Consider the following 17,032-nt stretch of genomic DNA (forward strand, 5'->3'; position numbering starts at 1 on the left):
GAAAGAGATGGAAGAGTTTCACAAAGTCAGGCGCCTGCCGCCCTACGTTTTCGAACAGGTCAACCGTTTGAAGGCGAGCGCGCGAGCCGGTGGCGCCGACATCGTCGACCTTGGCATGGGCAACCCCGACCTGCCGACGCCCCAGGCGATCGTCGACAAGCTCTGCGAAGTGGTCCAGGACCCGCGCACGCACCGCTATTCGTCCTCCAAGGGCATTCCGGGCCTGCGCCGCGCCCAGGCCGCCTATTATGCCCGCCGATTCGGCGTGAAGCTCAACCCGGATACGCAGGTTGTGGCGACCCTTGGCTCCAAGGAAGGTTTCGCCAACATGGCGCAGGCGATCACGGCGCCCGGCGACGTCATCCTCTGCCCGAACCCGACCTATCCGATCCATGCCTTCGGCTTCCTGATGACCGGCGGCGTGATCCGCTCGATATCGGTCGAGCCCGACGACAGCTTCTTCCCGCCGCTCGAGCGCGCCGTGCGCCACTCGATCCCGAAGCCGCTGGCGCTGATCGTCAACTATCCGTCCAACCCGACCGCCCACGTGGCGAGCCTCGATTTCTACAAGGAAGTCGTCGCCTTCGCCCGCAAGCACGACATCATCGTGCTCTCGGACCTCGCCTATTCGGAAATCTACTTCGACGGCCCGCCGCCGCCGTCGATCCTTGAGGTGCCGGGTGCCGTCGATGTTGCCGTCGAGTTCACCTCGATGTCGAAGACCTTCTCCATGCCCGGCTGGCGCATGGGCTTTGCCGTCGGCAACGAACGGCTGATCTCCGCACTCGCCCGCGTGAAATCCTATCTCGACTACGGCGCCTTCACGCCGATCCAGGTGGCGGCCACGCATGCGCTTAACGGCGACGGTTCCGACATCGCCGAGGTCCGCGCCACCTACAAGCGTCGCCGTGACGTCCTGGTCGACGCTTTCGGCAAGGCCGGTTTCGAGGTTCCGCCGCCGGCCGCGACCATGTTCGCCTGGGCCAAAATCCCGGAGAAATTCCGTCATCTCGGTTCGCTGGAATTCTCCAAGCTGCTCGTCGAAAAGGCCGATGTTGCCGTAGCGCCGGGTATCGGCTTCGGCGAGATGGGCGACGACTACGTGCGTATCGCGCTTGTCGAGAACGAGCACCGCATCCGCCAGGCCGCAAGGAACATCAAGAAGTTCCTGTCGACCGCCGACGAGACGATGCACAACGTCATTTCGCTCAACGCCCACCGTTGAGCCTTCCCCGGCGGCTCCGTCCGGGGCCGCCTTTCCAAGCAGCATGAAGACATTTCAGGATTGATCATGGCGGATGCCCTTAAAATTGGCATTGCGGGACTAGGGACGGTCGGCGCCTCGCTCGTCCGCATCCTGCAGCAGCGCGGCAACGAACTGGCGGTGGCCTGTGGCCGGGGCATTACGATCACGGCGGTTTCGGCCCGCGACCGCACCCGCGACCGCGGCGTCGATCTCTCCGGCATCACCTGGTTCGACGATGCCGTCGACATGGCCGCCGGTGCCGACATCGACGTGTTCGTCGAGCTGATGGGCGGTGCAGAGGGTGCTGCCGACAAGTCGGTTCGCGCCGCACTTGCCCGTGGCGTCCATGTCGTGACCGCCAACAAGGCGCTTCTTGCCCGCCACGGCGTGGAACTGGCGAAGACGGCGGAAGAAAAGGGCGCGCTCCTGAACTACGAGGCCGCGGTCGCCGGCGGCATTCCGGTCATCAAGACCATGCGCGAGAGCCTGACCGGCAATACCTTCAGCCGCGTCTACGGCATCATGAACGGCACCTGCAACTACATCCTGACCCGCATGGAGAAGGAGGGCCTCTCGTTCGAGGCCTGCCTGAAGGAGGCCCAGCGGCTGGGTTACGCTGAAGCCGATCCGACCTTCGACATCGAGGGCAATGATACCGCTCATAAGCTGGCGATCCTGACGACGCTCGCCTTCGGCAACAAGATCGCTGCCGACGATATCTATCTGGAAGGCATTTCCAACATCTCGATCGACGACATCCATGCCGCCGCCGATCTCGGCTACCGGATCAAGCTTCTGGGTGTCGCCCAGAAGACCGAAACCGGGATCGAGCAGCGCGTGCACCCGACCATGGTGCCGTATGATTCCGTCATCGCGCAGGTCGACGGCGTCACCAATGCGGTGGCGATCGAATCCGATATTCTCGGCGAACTGCTGATGGTCGGTCCGGGCGCCGGCGGCAATGCCACGGCATCCGCCGTGCTCGGCGACATCACCGACATCGCCAAGAGCCGCCCCGGCGCCCAGCGCGTTCCGGCTTTCGGACGTCCGGCCCACCTGCTGGAAACCTATCGCCAGGCGGAAATGCAGAGCCACGAGGGAGGCTATTTCATCCGCCTCACGGTGCAGGACCGCACGGGTGTCTTTGCCAGCATCGCTTCGAAGATGGCGGAGAACGGAATTTCGCTGGAATCGATCATGCAGCGCTCCAAGAAACAGCATGCCGAAGGCGAGCCGCAGACCATCATCCTGGTCACCCACGCGACGATGGAAGCCTCGGTGCGCAAGGCCGTGGCCTCGATCAAGACCGAGGGTTACCTCGTCGGCGAACCGCAGGTGATTCGCATCGAGCGTCCAAAGACGGTCTAAACCCGCTGGTTACTCCCGCAATCGCGCCGATATTGTGGCGCGATTACATCATATCGGGCAGCGCAACGTCCAAATTTGATAAAATTCGACCAAATTTGGGACAGTTCCCTCGCGTCCCTGCATCTTTCCCGATATGGTTTCCAGATATTTTCTGGGGTTTGGGAGGAGCCTGGATGAGATCTCAAAGAAAAGAGGACGTGCGCGTCGTCGATTTCAACGACTACCGTACGGCTGACAGGCGCATATCGCAGCCCCTTAGCGACCAGTATTCGGAGGACGACGACTTCGAGGGCAAGCGGAACTGGTCGGTCATCGTGATGGTGGCGGCCATGCTCTTCGCCCCGCTCGCCGGCTGTCTGGCGTTCGTATCCTGACAACCGTTTCCGGACTTTACTTTTACCTAGGCCTTGGCGATGACAGGATTATGAAGACGGCGCAGGGTTGCCGTCCGTTCGCCGGTTTGTGATATCCAGACCGGCTCGTCCTGTGGAGACCAGGTAAGATGACGGAAGCCGTCGATCCGGTGCCGCGCGCCTTTCTGGGCGTCGAACGTTCGGTCACCGGGCGCCGGTGGACGTCGCGTGCCGACCAGGCCGCGCAGAACCGGGCGCTGGCGATGACCCAGGTTCACGGAATTCCGGAACTCGTCGCGCGTGTTCTTGCCGGTCGCGGCGTCGGCGTCGACGAGGCGCCGGGTTTTCTCGATCCGACGCTCCGCTCGCTGATGCCCGACCCGTCGCGCCTGACCGATTGCGAGGCAACCGCCGAACGGCTGGCCGAGGCGGTGGAAAAGGGCGAAAGGATCGCCATCTTCGGCGACTACGATGTCGACGGCGCGGCCTCGTCCGCCTTGATGTTCCGCTTCCTGCGGCACTTCGGCGTGACCGCCGAGATCTACATTCCCGACCGCATCTTCGAAGGCTACGGACCGAACCCGACCGCGATCGGCCAGTTGATCGACCGCGGCGCGCAACTGATCGTGACGGTCGATTGCGGCTCGACCAGCCACGAGTCGCTGGCGGTTGCCGCCGAACGGGGCGTACCGGTGCTTGTCATCGACCACCACCAGCTCGGCCACGAGCTGCCGCCCTGTCTGGCGCTCGTCAATCCCAACCGCGAGGACGACCTGTCGGGCCAGGGCCATCTCTGTGCTGCCGGTGTCGTCTATCTGGTGCTTGTGGCGACGCTGCGCCGGCTACGACAGAAGGCGCACCAAATGGCGGCGAGCATGGATCTGCTGTCGCTGCTCGATCTCGTGGCGCTCGCGACCGTCTGTGACGTGGTGCCGCTGAAGGGGCTGAACCGCGCCTATGTGGTGAAGGGCCTGATCGCCGCCCGCCACCAGCAGAACGCCGGGCTTGCGGCGCTTCTGAAGGTTGCCGGCATCGGCGGTCCCGTAACCCCCTATCATTTCGGCTTCCTCGTCGGTCCGCGCATCAATGCCGGCGGCCGCATCGGCGACGCAGCACTCGGCAGCCGCCTGCTGACGGTCGACGACGCCGCTTCGGCCGAGGAGATCGCCAACCGGCTCGACGAATTGAACCGGGAACGGCAGGCGATGGAAACGGTGATGCTGCAGGAGGCGGAGGCCGAGGCGTTGGCCGAATACGGCAATGCCGAGGGTGCTGCGATCATCGTGACGGCGCGCGAGAACTGGCACCCTGGAATCGTCGGACTGCTCGCCGCGCGGCTGAAGGAACGCTTTCAACGCCCGGCCTTCGCCATCGCCTTCGATCCCAATGGCAAGGGCACCGGCTCCGGTCGCTCGATCAGCGGTTTCGACCTTGGCCGCGTCGTGCGCGCCGCCGTCGACGAGGGGCTGCTGGTGAAGGGGGGAGGCCATGCCATGGCGGCGGGGCTGACGGTGGAAAAAGCGAAGCTCGGAGCGCTACGCGCCTTCTTCGAGGAGAAGGCGGAGCGCCAGGTGAGCGAGCTCGTGGCAGGCCAGACGCTGAAGATCGACGGCGCGCTCGGCGCGTCCGGCGCGACGCTCAATCTCGTCGACACGCTGGAAACGGCCGGACCCTACGGATCGGGCCATCCGCAACCGGTCTTCGCGCTGCCCGCCCATCGCGTCCGCGATGCAAGGCCCGTCGGCACGACCCATGTGAAGGTGACGCTGGAGGGCCAGGACGGCTCCCGCCTCGACGGCATCGCCTTCCGCGTCGCCGACACCGACCTCGGCACGCTCCTGCTCGCCTCCCGCGGCAACCTTCTGCATGTCGCAGGCTCGCTGAGCGCCGATCTCTGGCAGGGATCAAGACGCGTGCAACTGCGCGTGACGGACGCTGCACCGGCAGGGTGATATGTCTTTTCGTTTTGAAGAAAGAGAAGTGGCACGCCCTAGGGGAGTCGAACCCCTCTTCCCAGAATGAAAATCTGGTGTCCTAACCGATAGACGAAGGGCGCGTGCGCTTCGTGGTGGCGCCCTTATAGTCAGGGCTTGACGTTCCCGCAAGCGCAAAAAACGCGTTTTTCATCTTCTTGGCATCTTCTTCATAGGCCTTGCCGGAGCGGCCGAGAGGCCTGGGTCATCGGCTATCGACAGGAGCAGTCTCTGTATACATCCTGTATCCTGGAGGCTTGACCTGGTGGGTAGGGCGGCGCGTGGACAAATTCTTCGAATTGGCTATGTATACAGAGGCGACTGTCGGCGCGGCGCGTAGACAGTCGGCGACGGACCGGTGGGAGGGTCGGAATGGCGAAGGAAGAGGGCGGCAATACGCACGCGACGCGCACGGTGATCGAGTTGCGCAAGAAAATCCTGTCCGGCGAACTGCCGGGCGGCACGCGGCTTTTGGAGGTGCCGCTGGCCGAGGAGCTCGAAATCTCGCGCACCCCGCTCAGGGATGCCATGTCGCGCCTGGCGGAGGAGGGGCTGCTGGAGCGCGGCCGCAGCGGCGGTTTCGTCGTCCGCCGCTTCACCATTGCCGACGTGATCGATGCGATCGAGCTCAGAGGCGTGCTGGAAGGCACGGCTGCGCGCCTTGCCGCTGAACGGGGCGTGCGCGCCTCCGCGCTGGCCAGCCTGCAGGATATCGTCAACAGGCTCGATGCCTGCGTCGGCCAGTGGCCGAACGAGGTCGATTTCGAAGGCTATGCGGCACTGAACGCCAGGTTTCACAAGGCACTGGCGGAGCTGCCGGGCAGCGACGTACTGGCGCGTGAAATCGAGCGCGCGTCGCGGCTGCCGTTTGCCTCGCCGTCCGCCTTCGTGCCGGACCGGGCCGACAATGCCGCCTTCAGCAGGTCGCTGCATGTGGGCCAGTCCGAGCACCGTGCGATTGTCGCGGCCATCGCAGCGCGGGAAGGATCGCGAGCCGAAGCAATCGCCCGCGAACACGCTCGCGCCACACGGCAGAACCTCGAGCATGCGCTCGGCGGCGATGCGAGCCTCTTCTACCGCGTGCCGAGCCTGGCGCTCGTGGTCAACTGAGGGCGCCTTGACCGTGCGGCTTGACTCAAGGTGAGGTGAAAACCCTCTTGCGCATGGTCGCGTCTTGATGCAGTAATGTATACATTCAACGAAGGCCTTTGGGAGGAGAAACCATGGCAACGTCCAGTCTGGAAGCGGTAATCAAGGATTCCGGCAATGCGGTACGCATGCTGCGTAATTCGAGAATCGGCATGTATGTATACCCGGTGGTGGCGCCGGAATTTTCCAACTGGCGCGTGGAGCAGCAGGCCTGGCGCGACGGCGCGGTCCTGTTCGACCAGTCGCACCACATGGACGAACTGATCGTCGAAGGTCCGCAGGCCGAGGAATTCCTCAGCCACCACGGCATCAACTCGTTTGCCAACTTCGATCTCAACCGGGCCAAGCACTTCGTTCCGGTGACCCCGGCCGGCCATGTGATCGGCGACCACATCATCTTCCGCGAACGCCAGGACAAGTTCATCCTCGTCGGACGCGCGCCGACCTCCAACTGGCTTCTGTTCTGCGCCGCCTATGGCAAGTGGAACGTCCGCATCAAGCATGACCCGCGTTCGCCGTCGCGCCCCGAAGGCGAACGCGTCCTGCGCACCCACTACCGCTACCAGATCCAGGGTCCGGAAGCCCCGAAGATCTTCGAGAAGATGAATGGCGGACCGATCCCCGACATCAAGTTCTTCCATGTCGACTGGATCAACATCGGCTCGAAGAAGGTGCAGGCGCTGCGCCACGGCATGTCGGGTGCTCCGGGCCTCGAAATCTGGGGTCCGTATGAGGACAAAAACTACATCCTCTCCTGCATCCTGCAGGCAGCCAAGGACGCGGGCGTCGATCTCGTCCGCTGCGGCAGCCGCGCCTATTCCACCAACACGCTGGAATCCGGCTGGATTCCGTCGCCGCTGCCGGGCATCTATACCGGTGACGGCATGCTGGCCGAATACCGCCAGTGGCTCGGTGCCGACTCCTACGAGGCGGCTGGCTCCATTGGCGGCTCGTATGTCTCCGACAATATCGAGGATTACTACGTCAACCCGTTCGAACTCGGCTATGACTTCTATATCGGCTGGAAGAAGTCCGACTTCATCGGCAAAGCAGCGCTCGAGAAGATGAAGGGTGCAAATAACCGCAAGAAGGTCACCTTCGAGTGGAACCGCGAGGACGTGCTGAAGGTCATCGCGTCGGGCTTCGAGGACGGCATTCCCTACAAGTGGATCGACTTCCCGCAGCCGAACTATGCCTCCACCAGCGCCGACATGGTCATGCGCGACGGCAAGATGGTCGGCATGTCGATGTTCAACGGCTATTCCTACAACGAGCGCTGCGTGCTGTCGCTCGGCGTGGTCGACCAGTCGGTGCAGGAAGGCGACGTTCTCACCATGCTGTGGGGCGAGCCGGAAACGACAGGCAAGACGTCTACGGAGAAGCACCGGCAGACGGAAATCCGCGTTCGCGTCTCTCCCACGCCCTATGCGCGCCAGGCCCGCGAGAGCTACGCCGAGAGCTGGCGCACGAAGAAGAACGCCTGATCCCGACGATCTTACATTGATGTGATCGATCCGGGCCGCCCGATGCGGCCCGGACCATGCCTCCCGCGCGGCGCCGGGCGGCGATGGTGTCCGCCCGAACTGAGGCGGTCGCGCCGACAGTTGAGATGAGACGGGACGGGCCGCGGCAGCGGATGTGCGACCGGCCGCGCTTGTTCGGCGGGATCTGGAGCTCTTTGCCTGCGCGACAATTTTCGAGGACATGATGAGCAAGCATGTGCTGACACTGCATTGCGTCAACCGGCCGGGGATCGTCTCCGCCGTCACCACCAGCCTCTTCAACGCCGGCGGCGACATTCACGAGGCGCAGCAGTTCGACGACCAGGAGACCGGCCGCTTTTTCATGCGTGTCGCATTTTCGCTCGGCGGGACGGTGGAGCCGTTGCGCCGGGCGCTGGACGGCGAGCTGTCGCGCTTCGACCTGACATGGACGCTGCGCGCCGCCGACGAGAAGCGCAAGGTGCTGATCCTCGTCTCCAAATTCGATCACTGCATGGGCGATCTGCTCTACCGCATGCGCATCGGCGAACTGAACATGGAGTGCGTCGGGATCGTGTCCAACCATCCGAGTTCGGCGCTGAACCTGACACTGCACAATGGTCTGCCCTATCATCATCTGCCGATCACACCGGCGACCAAGACCGAGCAGGAAGCGCGGATCAGGGCGGTGATAGAAGAGAGCGGCGCCGAACTCGTCGTGCTCGCCCGCTACATGCAGATTCTCTCCGACGAGATGTCGGCTTATCTTGCCGGTCGCTGCATCAACATCCATCACAGCTTCCTGCCCGGCTTCAAGGGCGCCAAGCCCTATCACCAGGCGCACGAGCGGGGCGTGAAGATGATCGGCGCGACGGCGCACTATGTGACCGGCGATCTCGATGAAGGGCCGATTATCGCCCAGGACGTGGAGACCGTGACGCATCAGGACACGCCGGATGACCTCGTCCGTAAAGGCCGCGACATCGAACGCCGCGTTCTGGCACGCGCCGTTTCCTATCATCTGGAAGATCGTGTGTTGTTGAACGGTCGTAAAACGGTTGTTTTCGGACGGTGAGACGGGAGGTCTACCCCATGCAGACATCGGCACATTTTGAACGAGGAGGCCGGACGTGCGCAGCTTGTTGAAACGTTTTACCGAGGGCAGCAAGGCCGCGGCGCCGGAACAGCCGTCGCTGGGCGACATCGTGTCAGGTTATTCCATCGAGGTGATGCCGCGAACCGCCGCGAAGGTCGAGGATTTCCGGGCGCTACTGCCGAAGGGCACGCGGGTCTACATCGCCCATATCGAGGGTACGCCGATCGAGGACATGGTCGCGACCGCCAAGCGCATCGCCGGTGAAGGCTACCCGGTCATGCCGCATTTCCCGGCCCGCATCATCGACAGCGCTGCTGTTCTTGAGGACTGGATCAAGCGATACCAAGGCGAGGCGGGTGTCGACCAGGCGCTTCTGCTCGGCGGCGGCGTGTCGGTTCCGGCCGGCAGCTTCGACAATTCCATGCAGATGCTGGAAACCGGCCTGTTCGATCGCCACGGCTTCAAGCGTCTGCATGTCGCCGGCCACCCGGAGGGCAACAAGGACATCGACAAGGACGGATCGTCGAAGGTGGTCGACGAAGCCTTGCAGTGGAAGCAGAAGTATTCAGAGCGCACCGACGCCGAGATGGCGATCGTTACCCAGTTCGCCTTCGACGCCGAGCCGATCATCGCCTGGGATCGTCGTCTGCGCGCCGCCGGCATCACGCTGCCGATCCATCTCGGCATCGCCGGTCCCGCCAAGCTGCAGACCATGCTGAAATTCGCCGTCGCCTGCGGCGTCGGGCCGTCGCTGAAGGTTTTGCAGAAGCGCGCCATGGATCTCACCAAGCTGATGCTGCCCTATGAGCCGACGGAGGTGTTGACCGACATGTCGGCCTATCTGGCGACCGAGAAGGACAGCCTGATCGAACAACTGCACTTCTTCCCGCTGGGCGGCATTTCGGCCTCGACCGACTGGGCCAACGCGCAGGTGGATGGAAAGCCGGCGGAATAAACCGCGGCCGCGGCATGAAACAAAGGCGGCAGGGCATCACCCTGCCGCCTTTTTCATTTGTCGCGTCTTCGATCCCGTATCGGTCGATCAGAGAATGAAGTCGCCCTTGGAGAGCGTCACGGCGTCATCGAGATGAATGGCGAAGTCGGCGACCTTGTCGCCGTTGACGTCGCCATAGATATAGGTGTCGGACGCCTTCTTCTCGTAGCGAAGGTCGCCGGACCTGCCGGTGAAGGCCTTGGTGCCGATGAAGCTGAAGCCCTGGTTGCCGGAAATGTTGGTGTTCGCGTCGATCCCGGCCAGGTCGATGGTGTCTGCGCTGGTGAAATCGTAGATCGTGTCGCGTCCCGAAGAAGAAACAGTGCTGTCGGCACGCGACTTGAAGATGAACGTGTCGCTGCCGCTTTCGCCGTAGAGCTTGTCGCGGCCGGCCCCGCCGGTGATCTTGTCGTTACCGCTGCCGCCATAGAGGCTGTCATTGCCGCCATTCCCGAGAATGGTGTCGTTGCCGGCGTACATGCGTATGAAGTCAGTCGCGTTGCCGCCCTTGAAGGTATCGTTGCCGCTCAGCACGCTCGCCATCAGCTTCACGTCGTCTGCGGTCGATGTGGTGCGTGCGGCGGCGACGATCTTCGTGGCGGCGAGGGAAAAGCTTTCCAGCGCGAACACCTTGGTGCTGCCGCTGAGCCCGGCATAGCTGGTGATCGTTCCGGCGATCGGCTCGCCCTGCGAATTGTAGCGGAAACCGGTGCCCCGGAACTCGTCCGCGGCACCGCCACCGTAATTGGCGCGGAAAAGGGTGCTGGTCGAGGTGAACGAATTCGCTTCGTAGAGGTAGCTGAAATTGATGTCCCTGATATCGAGACCAAAGCGGGAACTGACGGTTATCTTGGCCACGGGTGCCTCCCTGAATGCGTATAGAAACGCGCCATCGCTATAGCGCAACAAGCGCTTTTTCAACCGGAGATTAGAGGGGCAAACGCCACCCGCTGGCCCATTGTTGGGGATACCTGCGCGCGCTCAGATCGCCAGTCCGAGCCCGGCGAGATAGGCGGCGGAGGCGGGGATCTTGCTGTGGTCGCGCAGCTCGATGATCAGGCGCGGGCAACTGTCGGTCTCGCTAAGCGCCGCAAACACGCTGTGCCAGAGAATGCTGCCTTCCCCGAGGCTCCAGTGCCGGTCGCCATAACCGTCCGCATCCTGCAGATGCACGTGCTTCAGCCGCGCGCCGGCAATGCGGATATAGTGGTCGACCGGCGGAGCGCCCGTCGAACCGTGGGCATAGTGGGCGTGTCCGGTGTCGACCGAGACAGAGACGGCCGGAGAGTTGAAGCTGTCGGCGAGCGCGATGCGCTGAGCCGGGTCCTTGTCCTCGATGTTCTCGATCACGAGTTCGCAGCCGATGTCCTCGGCCCGCTTCACCGCCGCGCCGATGGTCTGGTGGCAGCGTTCGATGATGGCGTAAAACTCTTTCCGCTCGTTCAGGATGTGGTTGTAGGACCAGGCCGTGAACGGGCTGTGGATCACCATGTGGGTGGCGCCGAGCGCCTCGCAGACGGAAAGGCCCTGGTCGATCCGTCGGGTGGCGACCGCACGCACGTCCGGGTCCTCCGAATCGATTGTGAAGCCCCAGAAGGGGCCGTGGATGCCGACCCTGCCGGTATGTCCGTCGAGCAGCCTTTTCGCCTGCTCGACCCGAGGCATCCAGTCGCCGTTCAGCACATCGGCCATGACGAAGTCCTGCAGTTCCAGATCTCGCTGATGTGCGATCAGCCAGTCGCGGTGAAGCTCGAGGCTTTTCAGCGTCATGGCGGCGCCGACGACGGGCAGGGTGGTCATGCTGGGCTCCGATCGTATCTGGATGGCCTTCGCGAAAGCGCCGGCGGAGAGGATACATGCGGACCGGTGGAACAAGAGGGAGACCGGCGCGCGCACGCTGCCGGACGGATTACATCACCTGTATGACATCAGGATTTCGCCACCGTTAAACCGGTGTGAAAACAATTTGTCCCGAGCGCCATGTGCCGCCGGTGGTCTATACTTGGAGAATGTACGGAAGAAGAAGTGGCACGCCCTAGGGGAGTCGAACCCCTCTTCCCAGAATGAAAATCTGGTGTCCTAACCGATAGACGAAGGGCGCGTGCGCTTCGTGGTGGCGCCCTTATAGTCAGGGCTTGACGTTCCCGCAAGCGCAAAATTGCGCTTTCTTGCAAAAAATATGACAGGCGTGGGGACGTCTGGCACTCTCAGTATTCTCGAACAATAACAAACGGCTAGCTGTTCCGCTGGGCTGCCGTTCGCCGCTGCTTTCGCTATTCTTCCACCACCGTCGCGGTCTCCGGGTAAATCGGTGGCTGGGCGGGTGCCGGCGCACTGAACAGGCTTGCCACGGCGGCGTTGTAGCCGTGTTGCGGCACGCCGGTCGGAACGAGGCTCGCAGGCGTTTCCGGTGCGCGCGGCGCGGCCTCTGCAACGGCGGCGCCTTGGGCGGAGAAGATGCTGGACTGGCCGGCCGCGACCTGCGTCGGCTGCATCACCACCTCGCCGACCTGCGACGGATCGCCAGGAACGGGCTGGGTCATGGCTGCGGCATCGGCGGTCTCGTCGATCGGCTCTGCCTCGCCGGACGCATTCACCACCATTGGGTCAACATAACCCTTCTTGCCGGGTTTTTTACCCGTTGCGGCATCCGCGGCCGGTTCGTTCGCGGCCATGTCGCCGCCCGGCTCGAGACCGAGCAGGTCTTTGGCCGTCGTCGTGCAGCCGCAGGTGATGAGGCCAAGCGCGAGTGTGGCGGCGAGCCTCGTTCCGGTAGAGATGATCTGCATGTTGAGAACCCCGTTCAAGCAGGCATCCGGAGGGTCACGCCGGGAGCGTCGACGATCCGGATGCATTTCGCCCATTGTCGGGCGCGAAGCTTGCGCGAGGCGGGGGCTTACCAGGCGCCGGTGTTCGGCATGGAGGCCCAGGGCTCTTGCGGCGGCAGGTCGGCGCCCTTCTGCAGGATTTCGATCGAAATGCCGTCCGGCGAACGCACGAAGGCCATGTGGCCGTCACGCGGCGGGCGGTTGATCGTCACGCCATTATCCATCAGCTTCTGGCAGATCGCGTAGATGTCGTCGACCTGATAGGCGAGGTGGCCGAAATTGCGCCCGCCGGTATAGTCTTCCGTGTCCCAATTGTAGGTGAGTTCCAGGCACGGGGCGAGGCCGGCCCTGACAGCATCCATGTCGTCTTTGGCAGCGAGAAAGACGAGGGTGAAACGGCCCTTCTCGTTTTCGAAACGTCTGACCTCCTGAAGACCGAAAAGGTCGCAATAGAAGTGCAGGGAAGCATCGAGGTCCTTAACACGGACCATGGTGTGCAGATAACGCATGTCGTCCTCCGGTTTGCTGTTACGATATGGAGCACGCGACAGCCTGGAGCAAGGCAGGGCGCGCACAAAAGCACTTGGGTATATTTCAAACTAGGGCTTGCGCCCGACCGTTCTCGGAATGTTAATCTGTCTGTCAAGAATCAGTTAACTGTTGCCTGAGTGACGCGTTACCGAGGGGCTGAAGGACATGGCGAACAGGATGTCAGAGAAGGGGCTCGCTGATATCGAGGATCTCTCCAGTGAGCCGGTCGATCTGATCGAAATCACCGGTGTCGTCAAGTGGTTCGACGTCGCCAAGGGCTTCGGTTTCATCGTTCCGGACAATGGAATGCAGGATGTGCTGCTGCACGTGACCTGCCTCAGGCGCGACGGTTACCAGACCATTCTCGAGGGAACCCGCATCGTCGCCCTGATCCAGAAGCGCGAACGCGGCTACCAGGCCTTCCGCATTCTCTCCATGGACCAGTCAACCGCGATCCATCCATCCCAGATGCCGCCGATGCGCACCCACGTGCAGGTGGTGCCGACCAGCGGGCTGGAACGCGTCATCGTCAAGTGGTTCAATCGCACCAAGGGCTTCGGCTTCCTGACACGCGGCGAGGGCACCGAGGACATCTTCGTTCACATGGAAACGCTGCGCCGCTTCGGCCTCACCGAACTGCGTCCCGGCCAGACGGTGCTGGTGCGTTTCGGACCCGGCGAAAAGGGCCTGATGGCCGCTGAAATCCATCCTGATAATCCCGGCCCGGCAGCACGGGCGCATTGATGGCGATCATGCGCAGGATTTACGTTGGAAGCGCACTCGTTGCGCTTTTTTCGTTGGTAGTTTTCACCGTCCTCATCGGCAGCGGTGCTTCCTCGGCCGCCACGAGCACGATCACGATCAGCACGGCGGCCGGCGCCAGCCATGATTTTTCCGTGGAGCTGGCCGTTACGCCGTCCGAGAGGGCGCAGGGACTGATGAACCGCACCGAGCTCGATCCCGATTCCGGCATGCTGTTCGACTTCGGCGAAGCGCGGCCAGTCACGATGTGGATGCGCGACACGCCGCTGTCGCTGGACATGCTCTTCGTCGGCGACGACGGAACGATCCTCAAGATCGCGGAGAACACCAAGCCCCAGTCGGACGACCTGATCTATTCCGGCGACGATGTTCGTTACGTGCTCGAAATCAATGGCGGCCGCAGCGCGGCGCTCGGAATCGCCAAGGGCGACAGGCTGAGCGGCGAGGCGATCCGGCCGGCGTCCGAATAGAAAAATTTCGCCACATCTTTCGTGTCGGCAACCGGATTTTAGCGGTTGCGACGGCACCATGAACCGTGTATTCCGGCACGGACCCGAGAGACGGAGTGTAGCGCAGTCTGGTAGCGCATCTGGTTTGGGACCAGAGGGTCGGGAGTTCGAATCTCTCCACTCCGACCACTCGCATCGCGGCTGAGGCCGCGGTCGGGCGGGATGTCCTTGGCGTCCGGCATGGGATACCGTGACCCTGAAGTGTGTTTGGAGCCCACGCGAATGTCCGCCAAGATCTACCGCCCCGCAAAGACCGCCATGCAGTCCGGCAAGGCCAAGACCCATCTCTGGGTTCTCGAATTCGACCAGTCGGTGCCGCGCAAGATCGACCCGATCATGGGCTACACGACATCGGCGGACACGCTGCAGCAGGTCAAGCTGACCTTCGAGACGCAGGAACAGGCAGAAGCCTACGCCAAGCGCAACGGCATCGACTACCGCGTCATCCCGCCGAAGGAAGCCAACCGCCAGGTCGTCTCCTACACAGACAATTTCCGCTACAGTCGCCTCCAGCCGTGGACGCACTGAGCGTCGAATGGCTTCGCCGTCCGCTCGGGCGGCCAACGCGGTCCCTTAGCTCAGCTGGATAGAGCAAGTGCCTTCTAAGCACTAGGTCGTAGGTTCGAGCCCTACAGGGATCGCCATTTCACTGATTTCTCATGCGACCTTCGACTGGGTTCGTGATTTTGCTGGTCTGGTTTGTCCGTCTGCCGGCTGATCGGGTCACTTCGCTGGGTTTAAATTGGGCATTTCCCGCAGGGTCCGGGGGGCAAGGTCATAGGATACGGTAGCGCTGCGTTTTGCTTTTCCAGAACCTGAGCTCCATTTTCTCGTAGTCACAGATGACCAGCTCTCCCTGAAGCTCGGCTACACCTTCGACCCTAATCGCCGCCTGCGAGCCGTCCTCATACTGAAGATGGAGAATGGTATCGGTGCCAAGAAGGTGGACCTCCGCTCTCGTGACGACAGCGATGGTCTTGCCATCCGCAGCCCCACTGCCAAGGTATGAATCCGCCATCAGGGCCCTGCCAGCGCCAGGTTCTCTGGGAAAGCATTTCTCATGTCTCTTCCACGGAGCTCCAGGTGGCGGATCGATGTAGACGCTACCTCCGTTATGCCGAATGAAGAGCACGCGGTCGCCGCAGCGCGGACAGTTCGTCGGTCGGCAAAAGCTGTCACTGGAGTGGCTCTTATAACCGGACTGGGATGCTAGTGAGATACCCGAACAGCTTCCTACGATGTGGATCGGGATTGCCCTACCACCGAGCCTACGGATAACGATCTCCTTCCCGCACAGGTCACAGTATGGCACTTGTGATCTCCCAAGTTTGCCCGGGTTGGCCAGCGAGGTCGTTGTTAGTTCGCAGTCCCGAGCATTGCACTCACGAACCTCTGCTTCTCGGCCATCTGGCTTGCCGAAGTCCCGCGTGTGTAAACCAATGTCCGCCAGGCATTGCTGCCACGCACGGCTACCGTGACCTCGACTGTGGCATCGGTGGCCTTCGTGGAACGTCCCGATGCCCGGAGCGCTGGCATCCCGCTGACCTCGACAGGCTGCCATTCCGTATCGATGATGATCTCCGACGCGAGTACGTTCTTGATCGCATCCGCGTATGCGCCAGCGTCAACATTTCCCGACGGAAGTGACTCATGGCCGAAGATCGCTTCGGAGAGTAGTTCGTTGGATACGAAGTAGAATACGCTGCCACCGTTGGTGTCGAGTGGCTGTGTCTGCCAGGTCGCTCCGATAGTCGCGGTCTTGCCCGTTATCGGGCTGACCCATGCCTGCGTCCGATTGAGATTGGTCGTGGAGCGTTCATCCTCGGTGCGCAGTATGATATTGCCAGCAAAGAGAACGGCTACCGCCAAAATCGCTATCGCCAGCCGACTCTTGCCAGGGTTCGCGATTACCCCGGGGTTGCCTTCGTCGTAGCTGGCGGCTCGGCCCGATGCCAGACGGCGATATTGCGCGACCTGTGTGAATAGGGCGACGAAGGGAATTCCCAAGCCTAAGCCTGCGATCCACACCTTGAATTCTCGGGCGATGAAGAAGCCGACGCGGTTCGCGCCGGAGGGTACGGGCACTTTGACCCCGACGATCGCCTTGCCCGGGGTGCTTCCTGTCAGAGCCATGCTGAGCGCCAACAGAAGGGTGACCAAGGGCAGGATCATCAGGCCGAATAGCCCCGCGTTCATTTCGACGATGGCGACGTAGATTTCGGGTGAGTATATGGCCGACCACAGGCCGACTCCCAGTCCCAACAGAGGCATTAGGATCAGGTTGTCGATGAACCTCGCCCAGAAGCGCGGCCAAGGTCGGGAGGTGAGATTGCTCGCTGGTACGCCTGGGACGGGTTGGAACGCTGGGGGAGGCATCTTAGGTGGCGTTGGAAGTGGAGGAGGGACCACGAAGGCGTCTTGAAAGTCGGGATGCGCGCCCGCGAGCTGCCAGTTGTCCATCCCCTTCCGCCAGAGATACGTCTGCGAAGTAAGTTGCCCGCGATCGATCAATCGACGTATTTCGGCTTCTTCGACGGGCCCTTTCCGGTCTTTACCCACATTGTAATACCATTCTGTCATGCGTGTATTCCCCCACCGACCTACAACGCTATGGTTAGCAACGACAGACGACAGCGTAAACCTGCAACACCATAGCTGGGGCAGGTGCACGTCATTTCGGTTTGTCTCAAACCGTCTGGCATCCTCAAGTACGGGGGCGAGCGCAAACGTTGCCACCTGTCC

17 protein-coding genes and 4 tRNA genes are annotated in these 17,032 nt (G+C 62.4%); 13 read left to right on the top strand and 8 right to left on the bottom strand.

Annotated elements, in window-relative coordinates:
• Positions 1–7: 7 nt before the first annotated feature.
• From J5J09_RS10130 to recJ, 4 genes are all read left to right on the top strand, one after another.
• Positions 8–1,225: an LL-diaminopimelate aminotransferase gene (locus tag J5J09_RS10130; RefSeq protein WP_208549805.1), complete on the top strand. Its 1,218-nt coding sequence runs from the start codon at positions 8–10 to the stop codon at positions 1,223–1,225.
• A gap of 66 nt (positions 1,226–1,291) precedes the next feature.
• A complete protein-coding gene (locus J5J09_RS10135; RefSeq protein ID WP_208549807.1) occupies positions 1,292–2,614 on the top strand; it encodes a homoserine dehydrogenase in 1,323 nt (440 codons plus the stop codon).
• 173 nt (positions 2,615–2,787) lie between these two features.
• Positions 2,788–2,988: a hypothetical protein gene (locus tag J5J09_RS10140; RefSeq protein WP_208549808.1), complete on the top strand. Its 201-nt coding sequence runs from the start codon at positions 2,788–2,790 to the stop codon at positions 2,986–2,988.
• Positions 2,989–3,116: 128 nt separating this feature from the next.
• Positions 3,117–4,919: a single-stranded-DNA-specific exonuclease RecJ gene (recJ, locus tag J5J09_RS10145; RefSeq protein ID WP_208549810.1), complete on the top strand. Its 1,803-nt coding sequence runs from the start codon at positions 3,117–3,119 to the stop codon at positions 4,917–4,919.
• Positions 4,920–4,948: 29 nt separating this feature from the next.
• On the opposite strand, the gene J5J09_RS10150 is transcribed toward recJ, so the two are convergent.
• Positions 4,949–5,023: transfer RNA gene (locus J5J09_RS10150), tRNA-Glu, on the bottom strand.
• A gap of 289 nt (positions 5,024–5,312) precedes the next feature.
• On the opposite strand from J5J09_RS10150, the gene J5J09_RS10155 reads away from it, so the two are divergent.
• From J5J09_RS10155 to J5J09_RS10170, 4 genes are all read left to right on the top strand, one after another.
• Positions 5,313–6,050 (top strand): GntR family transcriptional regulator, encoded by a 738-nt coding sequence (locus J5J09_RS10155; protein WP_208549815.1) that lies wholly within the window; start codon positions 5,313–5,315, stop codon positions 6,048–6,050.
• 113 nt (positions 6,051–6,163) lie between these two features.
• Positions 6,164–7,573 carry an aminomethyltransferase family protein gene (locus J5J09_RS10160; protein WP_208549816.1) on the top strand — a complete coding sequence of 470 codons (1,410 nt, stop codon included), beginning with the start codon at positions 6,164–6,166 and terminating at the stop codon, positions 7,571–7,573.
• Positions 7,574–7,796: 223 nt separating this feature from the next.
• Positions 7,797–8,645 (top strand): formyltetrahydrofolate deformylase, encoded by an 849-nt coding sequence (purU, locus tag J5J09_RS10165; RefSeq protein WP_208549818.1) that lies wholly within the window; start codon positions 7,797–7,799, stop codon positions 8,643–8,645.
• Between the two features lie 55 nt (positions 8,646–8,700).
• Complete coding sequence (locus J5J09_RS10170) at positions 8,701–9,621, top strand: methylenetetrahydrofolate reductase (RefSeq protein WP_348646437.1); 921 nt, start codon at positions 8,701–8,703, stop codon at positions 9,619–9,621.
• A gap of 87 nt (positions 9,622–9,708) precedes the next feature.
• On the opposite strand, the gene J5J09_RS23020 is transcribed toward J5J09_RS10170, so the two are convergent.
• The 5 genes from J5J09_RS23020 to gloA all read right to left on the bottom strand — a co-directional run bounded on the left by J5J09_RS23020 (position 9,709) and on the right by gloA (position 12,997).
• On the bottom strand, positions 9,709–10,518 hold the full coding sequence (locus J5J09_RS23020) for a hypothetical protein (protein ID WP_348646438.1): 810 nt from the start codon (positions 10,516–10,518) through the stop codon (positions 9,709–9,711).
• A 123-nt stretch (positions 10,519–10,641) separates the two neighbouring features.
• Positions 10,642–11,460 carry a sugar phosphate isomerase/epimerase family protein gene (locus tag J5J09_RS10180; RefSeq protein WP_208549821.1) on the bottom strand — a complete coding sequence of 273 codons (819 nt, stop codon included), beginning with the start codon at positions 11,458–11,460 and terminating at the stop codon, positions 10,642–10,644.
• A gap of 226 nt (positions 11,461–11,686) precedes the next feature.
• Positions 11,687–11,761: transfer RNA gene (locus J5J09_RS10185), tRNA-Glu, on the bottom strand.
• 172 nt (positions 11,762–11,933) lie between these two features.
• Complete coding sequence (locus tag J5J09_RS10190; protein WP_208549822.1) at positions 11,934–12,467, bottom strand: hypothetical protein; 534 nt, start codon at positions 12,465–12,467, stop codon at positions 11,934–11,936.
• Between the two features lie 89 nt (positions 12,468–12,556).
• Complete coding sequence (gloA, locus tag J5J09_RS10195; protein WP_208549824.1) at positions 12,557–12,997, bottom strand: lactoylglutathione lyase; 441 nt, start codon at positions 12,995–12,997, stop codon at positions 12,557–12,559.
• A 187-nt stretch (positions 12,998–13,184) separates the two neighbouring features.
• Between gloA and J5J09_RS10200 the strand changes: the two genes are divergently transcribed.
• The 5 genes from J5J09_RS10200 to J5J09_RS10220 all read left to right on the top strand — a co-directional run bounded on the left by J5J09_RS10200 (position 13,185) and on the right by J5J09_RS10220 (position 14,934).
• Positions 13,185–13,763 (top strand): cold-shock protein, encoded by a 579-nt coding sequence (locus J5J09_RS10200; protein ID WP_208549825.1) that lies wholly within the window; start codon positions 13,185–13,187, stop codon positions 13,761–13,763.
• A gap of 8 nt (positions 13,764–13,771) precedes the next feature.
• Positions 13,772–14,251 carry a DUF192 domain-containing protein gene (locus J5J09_RS10205; protein ID WP_246745824.1) on the top strand — a complete coding sequence of 160 codons (480 nt, stop codon included), beginning with the start codon at positions 13,772–13,774 and terminating at the stop codon, positions 14,249–14,251.
• Positions 14,252–14,342: 91 nt separating this feature from the next.
• Positions 14,343–14,419: transfer RNA gene (locus J5J09_RS10210), tRNA-Pro, on the top strand.
• 93 nt (positions 14,420–14,512) lie between these two features.
• Complete coding sequence (locus J5J09_RS10215) at positions 14,513–14,818, top strand: ETC complex I subunit (protein WP_208549827.1); 306 nt, start codon at positions 14,513–14,515, stop codon at positions 14,816–14,818.
• Between the two features lie 39 nt (positions 14,819–14,857).
• Positions 14,858–14,934, top strand: a tRNA-Arg gene (locus J5J09_RS10220).
• Between the two features lie 131 nt (positions 14,935–15,065).
• Here the strand turns inward: J5J09_RS10220 and J5J09_RS10225 are convergent.
• Entirely contained in the window at positions 15,066–15,308 is a 243-nt protein-coding gene (locus tag J5J09_RS10225; RefSeq protein ID WP_208549829.1) for a hypothetical protein, read from the bottom strand.
• A gap of 338 nt (positions 15,309–15,646) precedes the next feature.
• A complete protein-coding gene (locus tag J5J09_RS10230) occupies positions 15,647–16,870 on the bottom strand; it encodes an RDD family protein (protein WP_208549836.1) in 1,224 nt (407 codons plus the stop codon).
• Between the last annotated feature and the right edge of the window lie 162 nt (positions 16,871–17,032).

Source organism: Ciceribacter sp. L1K22 (assembly GCF_017599385.1).
GTDB lineage: Bacteria > Pseudomonadota > Alphaproteobacteria > Rhizobiales > Rhizobiaceae > Allorhizobium.

Bases quoted from the DNA above. Each gene is read 5' to 3' on its own strand.
- J5J09_RS10130 (WP_208549805.1), top strand. From the start codon at position 8: ATGGAAGAGTTTCACAAAGTCAGGCGCCTGCCGCCCTACGTTTTCGAA.
- J5J09_RS10135 (WP_208549807.1), top strand. From the start codon at position 1,292: ATGGCGGATGCCCTTAAAATTGGCATTGCGGGACTAGGGACGGTCGGC.
- J5J09_RS10140 (WP_208549808.1), top strand. From the start codon at position 2,788: ATGAGATCTCAAAGAAAAGAGGACGTGCGCGTCGTCGATTTCAACGAC.
- recJ (WP_208549810.1), top strand. From the start codon at position 3,117: ATGACGGAAGCCGTCGATCCGGTGCCGCGCGCCTTTCTGGGCGTCGAA.
- J5J09_RS10155 (WP_208549815.1), top strand. From the start codon at position 5,313: ATGGCGAAGGAAGAGGGCGGCAATACGCACGCGACGCGCACGGTGATC.
- J5J09_RS10160 (WP_208549816.1), top strand. From the start codon at position 6,164: ATGGCAACGTCCAGTCTGGAAGCGGTAATCAAGGATTCCGGCAATGCG.
- purU (WP_208549818.1), top strand. From the start codon at position 7,797: ATGAGCAAGCATGTGCTGACACTGCATTGCGTCAACCGGCCGGGGATC.
- J5J09_RS10180 (WP_208549821.1), bottom strand. From the start codon at position 11,460: ATGACCACCCTGCCCGTCGTCGGCGCCGCCATGACGCTGAAAAGCCTC.
- gloA (WP_208549824.1), bottom strand. From the start codon at position 12,997: ATGCGTTATCTGCACACCATGGTCCGTGTTAAGGACCTCGATGCTTCC.
- J5J09_RS10200 (WP_208549825.1), top strand. From the start codon at position 13,185: ATGGCGAACAGGATGTCAGAGAAGGGGCTCGCTGATATCGAGGATCTC.
- J5J09_RS10205 (WP_246745824.1), top strand. From the start codon at position 13,772: ATGCGCAGGATTTACGTTGGAAGCGCACTCGTTGCGCTTTTTTCGTTG.
- J5J09_RS10215 (WP_208549827.1), top strand. From the start codon at position 14,513: ATGTCCGCCAAGATCTACCGCCCCGCAAAGACCGCCATGCAGTCCGGC.
- J5J09_RS10225 (WP_208549829.1), bottom strand. From the start codon at position 15,308: ATGGCGGATTCATACCTTGGCAGTGGGGCTGCGGATGGCAAGACCATC.
- J5J09_RS10230 (WP_208549836.1), bottom strand. From the start codon at position 16,870: ATGACAGAATGGTATTACAATGTGGGTAAAGACCGGAAAGGGCCCGTC.